Raw genomic sequence first — 14506 nt, 5'->3', positions numbered from 1 at the left:
CTTCAGCAGGGTGAAGAAAAAAATATCACCCGCCAGAATAAAAACAAAGGAATTTTTTATTCTGTTTATCAGTACATTAAAATAACAGCGCGGGGGCGGTGTTATCTTATTTCATTTATTATGAGCGAAACGTTTTTATTCTACTGACAAGCGAGGCGTAACCATTTTGTCATCATGGTAAGCGTCGATAAATGCCCTGTTTTTGTTGCCAGCACGTTCTGCTCTTAACTGGCAAAGCGTATCAGACGCTTCTCTGGCCACGGATTTGTCATCATGGTAAGCGTCGATAAATGCCTTGTTTTTGCTGCCAGCACGTTCTGCACTTAACTGGCAAAGCGTATCTGACGCTTCTCTGGCCACGGATTTGTCATCATGGTAAGCGTCGATAAATGCCTTGTTTTTGTTGCCAGCACGTTCTGCTCTTAACTGGCAAAGCGTATCTGACGCTTCTCTGGCCACGGAAAGACAGGGCAGGAAATCTTTCAGCGTCACCGCCTCTCGAAAGGTCAGATCCCGCAGTCGCATGCCACGAACCCTGCAGATTCCCTCTCCACACTACGCGTGTGTCGGGCGACGTTTCCCGAGGTAAGCACGATTTTTTTGCCTCTGCCCCGGGTTTTATCTGCGGTAATAATAAATCTATTAATCAGTTAACTACGTGCTAAAACCCTGACGTAACCTGGCGGCATTATTTGAAAATCACTCATCACATTTGAAAAATATTTCAGGTTGTTACTGACAAGACGTAACGGCAGACCTATGTTTAAAAAACCGCCAGATTCGTGCGGGACGTGGGTCGTTCTGATCAACGTAATGCGCCCGATTAAACCCTTGCCGTGCATATCGGGAGCCACTAACTCACCTGACTCTGCCTGCTGCGCATTCGCGTACCGGGCGGGCTGTCTGTTTGCGGAGATGGAGAATGAGAGTGCAATCTAACAGCGCCAGCCGTGCTATCACCGATTATTTCAACAGCCCGGACTGGAATGTCCCGCCAGAGTCGGATTTGCTGGCCGTTATTATGCGGGAACTGATGGAAGCCGGACAGCCCACGACCAATAAAGCCGTTATCGCACGCGTGATCAACAAGCTGGAATTTGAAGGGGATGAGCAACGCCTGCAACGCTATCGTGCCCTGTTAGCCCGGCTGATGGAGGCGCGGCCCCACGAGTGAGCCGCTGTTAACTTACTTCGCCAGCCGGTACTGGTTGGCCTCGCTTACGCTGGCCCGACCGCTGCTGCGCTGAAACAGGCAAAGCTCTCGTCCCCGGCGGTTTTTCATGTGCTTCTGCGGATAGAGCCCTTCAAGCAGTAACGCGCTGTAGCCTACGCTGTCATCGTACTCAACAACCTGACCCAGTACTTTTACCTTGCTTAAGGTGCTGGCGTTGATGCACGCCTGCCGCATCACCTGCTGGCTTTTCTGCCATGCCTCCGGGCTTGAAGCCAGGGCAACCGGGCTGACCAGCAGCAAAAATAAGACTGAAATCCTCTGGAAATATTCCATGCGTTGCTCCTTCTTCGGGCTTAACCAGAAAAAAATTCCCGCCTGAGCGGGAATAAACAAGACGAGCATTGCATATTGATGTAACGAGGAAATCCTTACCCTGTTGATTGAACCGATCGATAACGGTTATCGCCTATCCACAGGGTACAGGCGTTATCTTCGCCTGACGCCATGACAACTCTATGACAATGCGCTGTTTATTTGCCACTTAACCGCAATAGACACGGCTGATATTACCGCTTTTGTCGGCCATAAAGTTCAGACGGGTGAAATTAAAGTCCATCGTTACCGCTGAATTCCACGGGATGGCACGCACTTTTTGCGTGAAACGCTGATTATCGATGGCAGACAACGGCTTGCCCACAAAGTGTTGGTACTGAGATGCGCCACAGCTGTCCGCCTGCGCATCCAGCGGCACGGCGGCCTTGTCGGATTGTGTGGCCGACTGGCAGCCCGTAAGCAGTAAAAAACCGGCGGCCACCAGCGCTTTTCCATAATGATTCACGTGTTTTCTCCTCATGGACGTGTAAAACCTGACTCCGAAGAGTAACAAGCCTGTCAGCAGGTATGAACCGCTAAAATCAAACTTACCGCACAATACCAGGGATTAAATGCTAGGGAATGCGGTTATTGACAGATGAATCGCACTTGCTGGCTAAAATTACCGCGAGAAGCCTCTGATAGTATTTGCGGACTCCCCCATGACACGATGAGTTATTGAGGAAGCGCGAGTGGAACTGATCCTTTTTATTAGCTTTGCCCTCTTGTTGACCCTGATCGCGGTCAGCATCCGCTAGCCAGTCATCATGCCCTTGGTGCTGCACGTCTTTTTTTCAGGCTGCAGCGCAAGCGTCTGGCAGCCTGTTGCAACCCTCTCTGACGGTGGGTTTGCCCCCTGAATCCATGCACATCAAACCGGCATAACGCCCTGACGGCGTTGAACAAAAAATATTGTATCGTACGCTCTCTCGACAGCGATCCGACGCGTTGCTACTATGCGTTTATCATCGCTGGCTGGGTCGCCTATGAACACCAATTCCGACAGAGTGACGCTGACACTGTTTTATGTCGGCAGCTTTGTTGTCTATTACCTCGTTACCATGCTGATTACCCTGTTTCCGAATTACGGTATTCTGCGTAATGACGGTTTGCTGGTGCCTGTACTCTGCCTGTTCGAGTTTGCGGTCATCTATCCGCTGTATCGGTTCTACTGCCAGCGTCGTACGGATATTCCATTGGGCTTTTTACGCTCAGGTCAGACGTTACTTTTTATTGGCGCCCTGTTTATTTTAATGGCGGCGCAAACCCAGTACTTACAACCTGAAGGCTGGCTGGTCGCGCAAACGCAGCAGGGACGCAGCTCGATGCTTATCCTGTTGCTCACCGCCGTCTTGCTGGCCCCGGTATTTGAAGAAGTGCTGTTTCGCGGCTTTTTGTTGCAGGGCTTTCTGCTCTGGGCACCCAACAGCCGTTTTGCCTGCATGCTACTGACCTCCCTGCTCTTTGCACTGATGCATACGCAGTATGTTCACTGGGAAACCGTGGTAGCGCTGACGCTCTTCTCTCTGCTGCTTTGCTATGCCCGCCTGCGCAGCAATTCGCTGGCCTTGCCGGTCTTTCTGCATACGCTGAACAACCTGATTGCTATCCTGCCCGCCTGGTATTTCGCCTGACAGGCTTCATTTTTTTATTGCCCCTCCGTCAATAACCTGCGAAAAATCAGCTAGTATCCTTTTTTAACCGCAGGGATGGATGGTCTGTAAGCCAATGATTACCATGCTGGATGTGGCCCGCAAGGCCGGAGTTTCTAAAGCCACCGTCTCGCGCGTGCTGGCGGGAAATCGTTACGTCAGTAAAAGTACGCAGCAAAAGGTCTATCAGGCCATTGCCGAAACCGGTTATCGCCCCAATCTGCTGGCGCGCAGCCTGGCCACGCAAAAGTCCCAAAATATTGGCTTAATTGTTACCCACTCGCTTTTTAACGGCCCCTACTTCAGCGAGCTGCTGTTTCAGGCTGCCACCCTGACCAATAACTACGGTCGCCAGTTAATTCTGGCTGATGGCAAAACCTGCGCGGACGACGAGCGCGCCGCTATTGAGTTTCTGCTCGACCTGCGCTGTGACGCGATCATTATCTATCCCCGCTTTCTGGACACCGAGGCACTGGATGCCATTATCGAGCAGCACGAAATCCCAATTATGGTGGTGAATCGCCAGCTGCCGCGTCATCCGGCCCACTGTGTCTGGGCTACACATCAGCACAATACCTTTCAGGCGACGCGTTATCTGATCGCGCGCGGGCATCACGACATTGCCTTTATTCGTGGTATGACGGGTTCCCCTACCGCTGCCGCTCGCCTGGCAGGTTATGAGCAGGCCCTGGCTGAGCAGGGGCTTGCGGACAGGGCCTGCATCGTGCAGGGCGCGTGGACGCCGGCCAGTGGGATGGCGGCGGCAAAGCAGCTGCTGGACGCGGGCGTGACATTCAGCGCCCTGATGGCGAGTAACGATGACATGGCAATCGGGGCCGCGCTGGCGCTTCATGCCGCGGGAAAACGGCTGCCACAGGATGTTTCTCTGCTGGGATTTGATGATATCCGTATGGCCGAGTTTTTCCTGCCGCCGCTGACCACCGTGCATGTGCCGGTCGCAGAAATGATTCAGCACACGCTGGCGCAGCTGGTCGCCATGCTGGAAGGTCAGGAGGTGGAAGCCTTGCCGCCCTTTAGTGGACATCTGATTGAGCGCGCCTCGGTCGCGGACGGGCCTCATAAGCGGTAAGTCGCGGCATCCCTGCCGCGCGGTCTTAGTAGTCCACCGACGCGTTCAGCGTTGCGCCGTTACTGCGAATCAGCTTCTGATACCAAAAGAAGCTTTTTTTGCGGTAGCGTGCCAGGTCCTTTAACGCTTTTTCATCGCGGTTCACATAAATAAATCCGTAACGTTTGCTGATGCCCTGATGGGTACTTACCAGATCAATAGCAGACCACGGGCAATAACCGAACAGCTCGACGCCATCGGCAATGGCCAGCTGCAGCTGAGCGATATGCTCACGCAGATAGTCGATACGGTAATCATCATGCACCTTGTTGTCGGCCGCCAGGGTATCAAACGCCCCTAAGCCATTTTCGGTAACGATGAGCGGCAAGGCATAACGTGCATAAATCTGGCGCGCGGTGATGCGAAAGCCCACCGGATCGATATACCAGCCAAACTGATTTTGCTGCAGATGCGGATTATTACAGCCCACGTAGACGGAGCGGTCGATGCCGGCCATTTGCTGATCGGCATGGGGCCGACTGTCGGGGTCATGATGTTCGCCCTCTGCCCCGACGGTGGCCGAAGCATAATAGTTAAAGGCGATAAAATCGGGCTGACCGGCAGCGATGATGGCCATATCCTCATCCTCGATCGTCGGAAGCCAGCCGCGTTGTTTTAAGAAAGCCCATACCACAGGGTTGTAGCGCCCGTGAACGGCTAAATCCAGATAAAGCCAGTTACGGATTGCAGAGAAATTGTCCGCCGCCAGCACATCCTCTGGCCGCGAGCTTGCCGCATAGACGCAGGAAATATTCGGTGCCGGGCCAATTTTAGCGTCTGGCAAGCGTTCGTGGCAGGCAATCATCGCCTTTGCCTGCGCCAGCATCATGTGGTGATTTTGCTGATACAGGGTTTTCTGTGGATCGGCGGTGCCAGGCGGTAACGTCCCGATCACGTCGCCTTTCAGGATCATCATGTTCTGTTCGTTGATGGTCAGCCAGTATTTGACCTGGCTGCCAAACTGCTCAAAACAGGTAATGGCAAAACGTTCAAATGCCGCTACCGTGCGGCGAGAAGACCAGCCTCCGTCCTGCTGCAGGGCCCAGGGCAGATCGAAGTGATAAAGCGTGACCAGCGGTGTAATACCGTGCCGGCAAATCTCATCAATTAACTGCTGGTAAAAGGCCACGCCCGCCTCGTTTAACGCGCCGTCGCCTTCCGGGTAAAGACGGCTCCAGGCGATGGAGAAGCGGTAGGTTTTTAGTCCCATTTCCGCCAGCAGGGCGATATCCTCTTTAAAGCGGTGGTAGTGGTCACTGCAAACGGTAAAATCCGTAATTGTCTGGCTGAACGTGGCTTTGTCAATAACCGACGGCCCTTTACCATCTGCATCCCATCCGCCCTCCACCTGATATGCCGAGGTCGAGGCGCCCCAGAGAAAACCGTCCGGAAATGCGGTCAGTGTCGAATGTTGCATAAAATCTCCTTTTTTAACGTGCGGCAAGCTCCCGACGCAGTTGAATAATTTCTTCTGCCAGCTCGCGGCAAAGCATCGCGTTCATCAGGTGATCCTGGGCGTGAACCATAATCAGGTTGACCGGGATTTTTCCGCTGCCCTCATCAGCACCGATGAGCCGGGTCTGTATCTGATGCGCCGCCTTTGCCGCCGCCGTCGCGGCGGTCAGCATGCTGTCTGCTCGTTCCCAGTTTTGCTGGCGGGCCGCACGCAACGCTTCCATCGAGCAGGAGCGCGCTTCGCCCGCCTGGATAATCAGTTCGATTACCGTGCTTTCATCGATTTCCATGCATTACTCCTTTACCGGTTGTGCTGCGCTCAGTTCCTGCTGCAGCAGTTGACGCTCGTACATTTTAAAAAACGGGTAGTAAATCAACGTGGCAATCGTCACCAGCACGGTAATCAGCACGATGACGCGCCAGTCCCAGCCGGTTGACCAGGCCGCACCAATTGGGGCGGGCGTGGTCCACGGTGCCAGCGAGATGACGTGGTTAATCAGATTGGTTTTAGTGGCGACCCAGGCAATGACGGCATTGACCAAGGGAGCAAGAACGAAGGGAATAAACAGAATGGGGTTCATGACGACGGGCGAGCCAAAAATAACCGGCTCGTTGATGTTGAACATACTGGGCACGATGCTGAGTTTGCCAATGGAGCGCAGATGGGCAGACTGGCTTCGCAAATAAAGTAATACCAGCCCCATGGTGGAACCGGAACCGCCAATTACGATAAAAAACTGCCAAAAGGGTTCGATAAACACATGGCTGACAGGCTCACCCGCATTCAGTGCCTGCTGGTTCAGGCCGAGATTGGTCAGCCAGAAGGCCTGCAAAATCCCGCCGACAATCACGGCACCGTGAATGCCTGCGAACCACAACAGGTGGCACAGCAGGACGGCGACCAGCACGGCGGGCAGTGAATCCGAGGCGGAGATGATCGGAGAGAAGATCGCCATGATAGCCTGCGGCAGCAGCATGTCAAACTGTGCCTGTACCCACAGGCTAAGCGGAAATAAGGTAATAAAAATGGTAATGATGGGAATGAGCAGGTCAAAGGACTGACGAATTTTCGGCGGCACCTGTTCGGGTAATTTAAAGCCGATGTTGTGTTTCTGCAAAAAGTGCATCAGCTCCGTGGCAAAAAGCGCGACCAGAATGGCGGTAAAAATCCCCTCCCCGCCCAGCGATCCTACCGGCAGCATTTTGCCCGTTTGCGGTGCGGCCACGACCAGAAACGCCATCAGCGACAGGCTGGCCGCCATAAAGCCGTTCATCTTATAGCTGTTTGCCAGGTTGTAGGCGATAGCACTGGCGATATAGAGCGCCATAATGCCCATCGTCATGTTGTACGGCATCATGATTTGTTCTTCATGTGCCTTGACCATGCCGAGCCACCACTGTGCGAAGGCCCAACTGCTGTCTGCCGAAAAAGGAGGATGCGCAAACAGCAGCATGAAGGAACCCACAATCAGAAACGGCATTGAGGCAATAAATCCATCGCGGATGGCGATGACGTGGCGCTGGCTGGAGAGGCGCCCCGCCAGCGGACTGATGCGGTTTTCGATAACGCCGAATAACGATTCGCTTAAGCGGCTCATCCCTTAACTCCTGCTCAGGAAAACGAGAATAACGCTGCACAGGCAAATACAGGCCTGCGATATATTTTTCAGTTTCTTACTCATCAGGGATGAATAAGCTTAAGTGCATCACTTAATATCTTTTCACCCTTCATCATTCCGTAATCCATGCTGTTAATCACTGCGATGGGTTTACTGTGTTGTTGGGCGACAGGCTCAAAATCCGCCAGCTTATATTTAATCTGCGGCCCCAGCAGGCAGCAGTCATAGTCGGCAATAAGATCAGTAAACTCTTCAATTCCCACAGCTTTTATCTCTACCGCTATGCCTTGTTCTTTAGCGGCTTTTTCCATTTTCTGCACCACCATACTGGTGGACATTCCGGCGGCGCAGCACAGCAAAATCTTTGGCATTGTTAATTCCTCCGTGTGATGAATGATTAACGAATACACAGGGTAAAGATTTTCTGCAACCGGTTTCAGATTTGCATGTCAGAAGTGTGAGAAATATCAAAACGTACCGGCATCGCTGTTGAGCAATAAAACCTTCAACAGGCGCGATCATTTTCTGACCCTGAACATCGCCACGGCAGAGATAAAAATCGATGGGGTTGCGGCGTCAGAAATTAACGCGACGACGTGGCTGCGCGTGCTGTTAACAATAAGATTTCACTGCTGTTCAGGCGCGCAAGCCTTATAATGCGTCAGAGCAATCCGATACCGTCCAGCGTGATGAGTGCCCCGACGGCAATTAGCTATACTGGTTTTATAAAAAAGGAACACTCATCCATTTCGTGATGTGCGAACCGGGAGAAGGAGTCGGTTATGTTGATTGGTTTTGTATTGTTGGTGAGCGCCTGTGGACATGATGCCTGTGAAGCGTTGCCGGTGTCGGAGCGCATCTATCCAACGAAAGCCGCCTGTGAAGTCATGGCAAACCGCATTCATAAAGTCCGCCCAAACGTGGTGCTGCTTTGTGGTGAAGTGCATCGTTCAGATAACTGAACAGGTGCAAGGACACAAAAACAGGCAGACAACATTGCAAGGATGCCGTTTAGCGTTCAAAATATAAGCTGTTTTACACCAACACAGTCGTGAATCCCATGAAAAGTAGTCGTCCCCGCCGTCCAACTGGGCGTTGGGTTTATTACATTTTGTATGAAGGCATTCTGTGGCCCTGTCCGGTACGCTGGGAATGGGAAAGCGCCTATGGCGGCTGGCTTCCGTTCTACTATTCGCCAACATTTGAATTTGTGGCGGGCGATCCCGGTAAGGCTTACCGTATTGCGCGCAGCGACGTGCGGACTAAGCGTGGAGAAGAGATGTATGCCTGACGTGTCAGGTGGCGTTCCAGGGAAACCAGGATGCGGTAAGCAGAAAGTAGAGTAACTCCAGCAGCAGTACCACCATTAGCAGCACACCAAGCTTGTGGCGAGAAAGCCACGATTTCATGCGCATATTATCGCTGTCCCCTCATTCGACAACAGTACGTCACGCGTTACTGGCAAGACGAACCGCCTTTTCCCGTGTTTTGCAGAACCGCCTGCCCCTGCGACGATTGGATGCAGCACACGAAGATGCGCCCGCAGGCGCATCTGAATTCGGCACGATCACTGATGACATCACGACCGATTGCATCACGAAAAGTGACGCAGGATCGTCGTCAGTTGTTCAGTGTGTAGTCGAGCGTGATTTCTGCATTCAGCACCTGAGAAACCGGACAGCCTGCTTTGGCTTTATTGATGATTTCATCAAAGGTGTCGTTATCAATGCCCGGCAGAGAGACGGTGCTGGTTAAGGCGATTTTGGTGATCGCGAAGCCTTCACCTTTTTTATCCAGCGAGACGTCTGCAGTGGTATCGATGCTTTCAGGCTTATGGCCTGCGTTACCCAACATCAGCGACAGCGCCATAGAGAAACAGGCCGCATGTGCCGCACCAATCAGCTCTTCTGGGTTAGTGCCTTTTTGTCCTTCAAAGCGGGTGTTAAAGCCGTAGGGCTGTTGGTTCAGTACGCCGCTCTCGGTGCTGACTGTGCCTTTGCCTTTAATATCGCCTTCCCAATGCGCCGAGCCTTTCTTATGAATGGTCATGTCATTCCTCCTGTTGGTAAAGAAGGTAAGTATAGACAACGCATCTGATTTCGCAGCGGGCGACTATGCCGGACGCAGATTGGCTTCCTGCAGGAGCGCATTTGCCTGCACCAGCGAAGCCTGGGTGATATCGGCAATGCGCTTCGCGCCGGTTAAGGTCATCGCGACTTTCATCTCTTTTTCAATCAGCGTCAGTAAATGCTCAACGCCGCGCTGTCCCTGTGTCGCCAGCGCATAGATAAAGGCGCGCCCCAGCAGGACGCTGTCTGCGCCCAACGCAATCATACGCACCACATCCAGTCCATTACGAATACCGCTGTCGGCAAGGATCGTGATATCGCCTTTGACCGCATCCGCAATCGCAGGTAAGGCACGGGCCGAGGACAGCACGCCGTCCAGCTGGCGTCCGCCATGGTTAGAAACCACGATACCGTCAGCGCCAAAGCGCACCGCGTCACGGGCGTCCTCAGGGTCCAGAATGCCTTTGATCACCATCGGGCCATCCCAGAAATCACGAATCCACTCCAGATCCTGCCAGGAAATGGAAGGATCAAAGTTCTTCGCCAGCCAGCCAATATAGTCCTCCAGGCCGGTAGGCTTGCCGAGATAGGTGGAGATATTCCCCAGATCGTGCGGCCTGCCCTGTAATCCTACATCCAGTGCCCACTTTGGATGGGTGATGGCCTGCCAGTATCGCCGCAGTGCGGCATTTTCACCGCTCATGCCCGAATGCGCATCGCGATAACGCGCGCCCGGCGTCGGCATGTCCACGGTAAACACCAGCGTAGAGCAGCCTGCCGCTTTGGCCCGCTCCAGGGCATTACGCATGAAGCCTCTGTCCCGCAGCACATAGAGCTGGAACCACATAGGGCGATTGATCTGCGGCGCCACCTCTTCAATAGGACACACAGAGACGGTGGACAGCGTGAAAGGAATGCCTTTGCCTGCGGCGGCGCGAGCAGCCTGCACTTCGCCCCGACGAGCATACATGCCACACAGCCCGACCGGTGCCAGCGCCACCGGCATGGACAGCGTTTCATTAAACAGGGTGGTTTCGAGACTGAGTTCGGACATGTTGCGCAGGATGCGCTGGCGCAGCGCCACCTCCGAAAGATCGGCGACGTTGCGCTGGAGTGTGTGCTCCGCATAAGCCCCGCCATCCAGATAGTGAAACAGGAAAGGCGGCAAAATACGTTGTGCAGCGGCGCGGTAGTCACTGGCGGCAGAAATGATCATCAGCGTTTCTCCTTGTGGTTGTCCAGGTGATGGCCTGGTAAACGCGTAATACGCGCCTGTCTGGCTTCGTCTTCATCAAGCGTTTTCATCGTGGTATGAACAAAACCAAGATGATCCATCGCCGCTAAGCGGGCGGCCTCGGCATCACCCAGTAAAATGGCGTCAAGCATTGCCCTGTGCTGAACGGTGAGGCGGTCGAAAATCGTCGGGCTGGTGTACATCAACCTGCGGCTGTGCAACATCGAGGACTGCAGCAAATCAAAAAATCCGCGCATGGTTTGTAGCAGCACCACGTTATGCGAGGCTTCCGCGATAGCGAGGTGAAAGCGCAGATCGGCCTGACCGGCCAGATGGGGAACGTCGCTCTCCTTCAACGCCAGCGTGGCGTCAAAAGCGTACTGCAGTCGTTCCTTATCTGACTCTGTTGCCCGAAGTGCCGCATGCCATGCGGTGCTGGCTTCAATCGCGTGGCGCGCTTCCAGAATGTCATAGCGGTAATCCGGATCGTTGGCCAACAGCTGACGAATCGGCTCAACAATGCGATGTTCAGACCAGGGCTCCTGGGGCTGACGCAGCCAGGTGCCGTCGCCGCGTCGGCTCGTCAATATTCCGCTGCTGATAAGCTGCTGAATAGCTTCGCGCAGCGACGAGCGCGAGACGCCAAGCGCCGCAGCCAACTGGCGCTCGGCAGGCAAACGCATGCCGGGCTCAAGCTGATGGTCGTGAATATACTGTTGGAGGCGAACCCGCAGCGGATCGGCGGACGGCAGTAAGTTTGGTGTCATGGGATCATCCAGGGAAAAACGTAAGCCTGAAACGTGGTAATGATGCCCACCAGGCAGGTAAATATCAGGCTGTGCTTGACGGTAAAACGGAACAAATCCGACTCCCTGCCTACCAGCCCGACGGCGGCACAGGCAATGGCTATCGACTGCGGCGAGATCATCTTACCGGTCACGCCCCCGGTGGTATTTGCCGCCACCAGCAGGATATCGGAAACGCCGATCTGCTGCGCGGTCGTCGCCTGCAAGGCGGCAAACAGGGCATTCGATGACGTATCCGAGCCGGTCAGAAACACGCCGAGCCAGCCCAGGAAAGGCGAGAAGAAGGTAAACGCATGGCCGGTGTGGGCCAATGCCAGCGCCAGCGTGGCAGAGAGGCCGGAGTAGTTAGAGATAAAAGCAAACGCCAACACCATCCCGATGGAGTAGATGGGCAACATGAGCTCTTTCAGGGTTTCAGCAAAGGTCACTACCGCAGTCCGGGGCTTCATCTTCAGGAAGATGATAGCCACGAGGGCGGCAACCAGAATAGCCGTACCGGTTGCCGAGAGCAGGTCGAGTTTAAAAATGGCCGGCCAGCTACTGGGCTGCGCGACCACCGGCGGCATTCTGGTTACCCAGCCATCAAGGCCAGGCACAGGGAGGCTGAGCACCGATTCCGCTAAGGCCCCGCCTTTTGCGAACAGCGCTTTAAAAGGTGGAATGCTCCATAACGTGACGGTTGCCGTCAGAAACAGGAACGGCATCCAGGCGCGCACCACCTGACCTGTCGTGTATTTTTGCCGCTTCACAGGCTGGCCCGCGTGCGGGCTTTCTGTTTCGCTGAAGCGAAAGATGCGCACCGGCTGCCAGACGCGCAAAAACAGCGTCAGCGAAATGAGTGAGGCGAGCGAGGAAATAATATCGGGCAGCTCCGGCCCCAGAAAGTTGGAGCTGAGGAACTGGGCAATCGCGAACGATCCCCCCGCCACGATCACGGCGGGCCAGGTTTCTTTGACACCGCGCCAGCCATCCATAATCGCCATGATCCAGAACAGCACGACGATCGTCAGTAGCGGAAGCTGACGGCCTGCCATCTGACCGATGGCAAAGCTGTCCAGCCCGGTCACCTGGCCCGCCACAACTATCGGGATCCCCATCGCGCCAAACGCCACGGGCGCAGTATTGACGATCAGGCACAAGCCTGCGGCATAGAGCGGATTAAAACCGAGCCCCACGAGCAGCGCGGCCGTGATGGCGACCGGCGCGCCGAAACCTGCCGCACCTTCTAAAAAGGCGCCAAAAGAGAACCCCACAATCAACATCTGTAAGCGCTGATCGGGCGTGATCGATAAGATGGAAGCGCGGATGATGTCGAACTGACCTGTCTTAACCGAGATCTTATAAACAAAAACCGCCGCCACGATGATCCAGGCGATGGGCCACAGGCCGTACATAAAACCGTAAACTGCTGACGCCAGCGCCTGCTGTAGCGGCATCCGATACAGCAACAGCGCGACCAGCAGCGCAAGGACGACCGTGAGCGTGGCGGCCTGATAGCCTTTCATCTTTAACCTGATTAACGCAAAGAAGAAAAACAGAACAGGAAGCAAAGCAATCAGGCTGGAGAGCCAGATATTGTTGAGCGGATCGTAATTTTGCTGCCAGATCTGCATGCCATGATCTCCATAAGAGGATGAAAGCGATGCGCGATCGGCAAACCAGGTGGCGCATCTGTCACTTCAGCCGCGCCGATTGGTCCTACCAATTTGGCAATCAGCGCTTGCTTGCTACAGATACTTAACCCGCTGTTAACTCTAGGCAACAGTTACTGCACTATTTTTAACGTTATGTGAGCCGCTGAAAACGTTTTGCTGGTTTGGTAGGACCAATTACCGTTCAGGAAAAGCCTGTTTGTAGCTTTCTGGATGAAAACGCAGGTTCAGGCCGATCAGCATGACCGTTACGCTCCCCTGCAACAGCCAGATAGAGGAAAAGTGGCCCGTAAGTTCATGCAATTGCCCGGCAAGAAACGGCATACTGCCCGCGATAATAAAGCCGACGCCCTGCATGAATGCCACCAGACGCGCCCCGGCCTGAGGATGCGCCAGGTGGTCCAGCGCCAGCACCAGGGCAAGGGGAAATGCGCCGCCCAGGCCAACGCCTGCTATCCCTGCCCACAGCCAGGCTGGGTAGAGCGGTGCCACCAGCAGGCCTGTTAATCCGCAGAGCTGGAGTGCCAGCGTCAGCAGAAGCAGCGGTCGCCTGTCCGCCCCCCGCACCAGCAGGGGAAACACCAGGGCACCGGCAACCTGACAGGCAATCATCACGCCCAGCAGGCCGCCGCCCGCCTGTGCGCTCCAGCCCTGTTGATGATAAAAATCCGGCAGCCAGGCCACACAGATGGCGTAGCCGCCGTTTACTAACCCAAAGCTCAGCGCCAGCGTCCATGCGCGCGTATTGCGCCAGACCGAGGGCATAACGGCTGATGTCTGCCCGGACGGGGACGCCGCAGGGATCCTCCACCACAGCATGACGGCCAGCAGCGCAGGCACACTCCAGCTGCTGAGCGCGCCCTGCCAGCCCAGGTGCGCACTGATCCACGGCGTCATCGCCGCGCCCAGCCCACCGCCGCCCATTAACGCCGCCGCCCAAAGCCCGGTGATCATGGCGCTGCGCTGCGTAAAGCGCTGACGGATCAACCCCGGCATGGCCATTTGTACAATCCCGATGCCGATACCACCAGGAACCGTGCTCCACACCAGCCAGGCGCCTTGCGCGATAAAAAACCGGCTGGCCAGCGCCAGTACTAACAGAGCCAGCCCGCTACACAGCAGCCTACGCAGCGGGATACGTTGCAGCAGCGGGGCGCTCACTAAGGCTATTGCCCCCATCATCATCATGGGAATCGCGGGCAGAAGTGAGGCCGCCAGCGAAGATAATCCAATACTTTCCCGTAGCTGCTCCAGCAGTGGACTAACGGATGTCATCAGTGGCCGCATGTTCAGTCCGGCCAGTATCAGGGCGGCAATCATCAAAAAAGGGTCTTTTTTCATAGG

The 14506-nt window shown here is 54.8% G+C and carries 17 protein-coding genes; 5 read left to right on the top strand and 12 right to left on the bottom strand.

Annotated elements, in window-relative coordinates:
* Window positions 1-135: 135 nt before the first annotated feature.
* Entirely contained in the window at window positions 136-525 is a 390-nt protein-coding gene (locus QLG08_RS10870) for a hypothetical protein (protein ID WP_078829200.1), read from the bottom strand.
* Between the two features lie 397 nt (window positions 526-922).
* On the opposite strand from QLG08_RS10870, the gene QLG08_RS10865 reads away from it, so the two are divergent.
* Window positions 923-1174, top strand: coding sequence for a biofilm development regulator YmgB/AriR family protein (locus QLG08_RS10865; protein WP_014606466.1), 252 nt, complete (start codon window positions 923-925; stop codon window positions 1172-1174).
* 12 nt (window positions 1175-1186) lie between these two features.
* Here QLG08_RS10865 and QLG08_RS10860 read toward each other — a convergent pair whose 3' ends face one another.
* Together QLG08_RS10860 and QLG08_RS10855 are read right to left on the bottom strand one after the other, a co-directional pair.
* Window positions 1187-1507, bottom strand: coding sequence for a hypothetical protein (locus QLG08_RS10860; protein WP_015700863.1), 321 nt, complete (start codon window positions 1505-1507; stop codon window positions 1187-1189).
* Between the two features lie 208 nt (window positions 1508-1715).
* Window positions 1716-2012 carry an I78 family peptidase inhibitor gene (locus QLG08_RS10855; protein WP_014606468.1) on the bottom strand — a complete coding sequence of 99 codons (297 nt, stop codon included), beginning with the start codon at window positions 2010-2012 and terminating at the stop codon, window positions 1716-1718.
* Window positions 2013-2532: 520 nt separating this feature from the next.
* On the opposite strand from QLG08_RS10855, the gene QLG08_RS10850 reads away from it, so the two are divergent.
* Both QLG08_RS10850 and QLG08_RS10845 read left to right on the top strand, forming a co-directional pair.
* Window positions 2533-3180, top strand: coding sequence for a type II CAAX endopeptidase family protein (locus tag QLG08_RS10850; RefSeq protein WP_014606469.1), 648 nt, complete (start codon window positions 2533-2535; stop codon window positions 3178-3180).
* Between the two features lie 94 nt (window positions 3181-3274).
* Window positions 3275-4288 (top strand): LacI family DNA-binding transcriptional regulator, encoded by a 1014-nt coding sequence (locus QLG08_RS10845; RefSeq protein WP_064374273.1) that lies wholly within the window; start codon window positions 3275-3277, stop codon window positions 4286-4288.
* A 25-nt stretch (window positions 4289-4313) separates the two neighbouring features.
* Here QLG08_RS10845 and QLG08_RS10840 read toward each other — a convergent pair whose 3' ends face one another.
* From QLG08_RS10840 to QLG08_RS10825, 4 genes are all read right to left on the bottom strand, one after another.
* On the bottom strand, window positions 4314-5744 hold the full coding sequence (locus QLG08_RS10840) for a glycoside hydrolase family 1 protein (protein ID WP_282472907.1): 1431 nt from the start codon (window positions 5742-5744) through the stop codon (window positions 4314-4316).
* A 13-nt stretch (window positions 5745-5757) separates the two neighbouring features.
* On the bottom strand, window positions 5758-6072 hold the full coding sequence (locus QLG08_RS10835) for a PTS lactose/cellobiose transporter subunit IIA (RefSeq protein WP_013024822.1): 315 nt from the start codon (window positions 6070-6072) through the stop codon (window positions 5758-5760).
* Between the two features lie 3 nt (window positions 6073-6075).
* Complete coding sequence (locus QLG08_RS10830) at window positions 6076-7380, bottom strand: PTS sugar transporter subunit IIC (protein WP_282472906.1); 1305 nt, start codon at window positions 7378-7380, stop codon at window positions 6076-6078.
* A gap of 83 nt (window positions 7381-7463) precedes the next feature.
* Window positions 7464-7772, bottom strand: coding sequence for a PTS sugar transporter subunit IIB (locus tag QLG08_RS10825; RefSeq protein ID WP_015700865.1), 309 nt, complete (start codon window positions 7770-7772; stop codon window positions 7464-7466).
* Between the two features lie 411 nt (window positions 7773-8183).
* Here QLG08_RS10825 and QLG08_RS10820 point away from each other — a divergent pair, with 411 nt between their 5' ends.
* Together QLG08_RS10820 and QLG08_RS10815 are read left to right on the top strand one after the other, a co-directional pair.
* Complete coding sequence (locus QLG08_RS10820; protein ID WP_013024819.1) at window positions 8184-8363, top strand: hypothetical protein; 180 nt, start codon at window positions 8184-8186, stop codon at window positions 8361-8363.
* Window positions 8364-8461: 98 nt separating this feature from the next.
* Window positions 8462-8692, top strand: a complete 231-nt coding sequence (locus tag QLG08_RS10815; RefSeq protein ID WP_014606474.1) for a hypothetical protein — start codon at window positions 8462-8464, stop codon at window positions 8690-8692.
* 329 nt (window positions 8693-9021) lie between these two features.
* Here QLG08_RS10815 and QLG08_RS10810 read toward each other — a convergent pair whose 3' ends face one another.
* The 5 genes from QLG08_RS10810 to QLG08_RS10790 form a co-directional block, all read right to left on the bottom strand.
* Window positions 9022-9450 (bottom strand): OsmC family protein, encoded by a 429-nt coding sequence (locus QLG08_RS10810; RefSeq protein WP_014606475.1) that lies wholly within the window; start codon window positions 9448-9450, stop codon window positions 9022-9024.
* A gap of 63 nt (window positions 9451-9513) precedes the next feature.
* A complete protein-coding gene (gene lldD, locus QLG08_RS10805; RefSeq protein WP_013024816.1) occupies window positions 9514-10686 on the bottom strand; it encodes an FMN-dependent L-lactate dehydrogenase LldD in 1173 nt (390 codons plus the stop codon).
* Complete coding sequence (gene lldR / locus QLG08_RS10800) at window positions 10686-11471, bottom strand: transcriptional regulator LldR (RefSeq protein WP_210494630.1); 786 nt, start codon at window positions 11469-11471, stop codon at window positions 10686-10688. Before lldR ends, lldD begins: the two co-directional genes overlap by 1 nt.
* The gene (gene lldP / locus QLG08_RS10795; RefSeq protein WP_210494631.1) at window positions 11468-13123 is read right to left on the bottom strand and encodes an L-lactate permease; all 1656 of its coding nucleotides are present in this window, start codon (window positions 13121-13123) and stop codon (window positions 11468-11470) included. Before lldP ends, lldR begins: the two co-directional genes overlap by 4 nt.
* 216 nt (window positions 13124-13339) lie before the next feature.
* Window positions 13340-14503: a cyanate transporter gene (locus QLG08_RS10790; protein ID WP_133344425.1), complete on the bottom strand. Its 1164-nt coding sequence runs from the start codon at window positions 14501-14503 to the stop codon at window positions 13340-13342.
* Between the last annotated feature and the right edge of the window lie 3 nt (window positions 14504-14506).

Origin of the sequence: Pantoea sp. V106_11 (assembly GCF_029967885.1) — a bacterium.
GTDB lineage: Bacteria > Pseudomonadota > Gammaproteobacteria > Enterobacterales > Enterobacteriaceae > Pantoea > Pantoea ananatis.
This window is presented reverse-complemented; position numbering and strand designations above follow the sequence as displayed.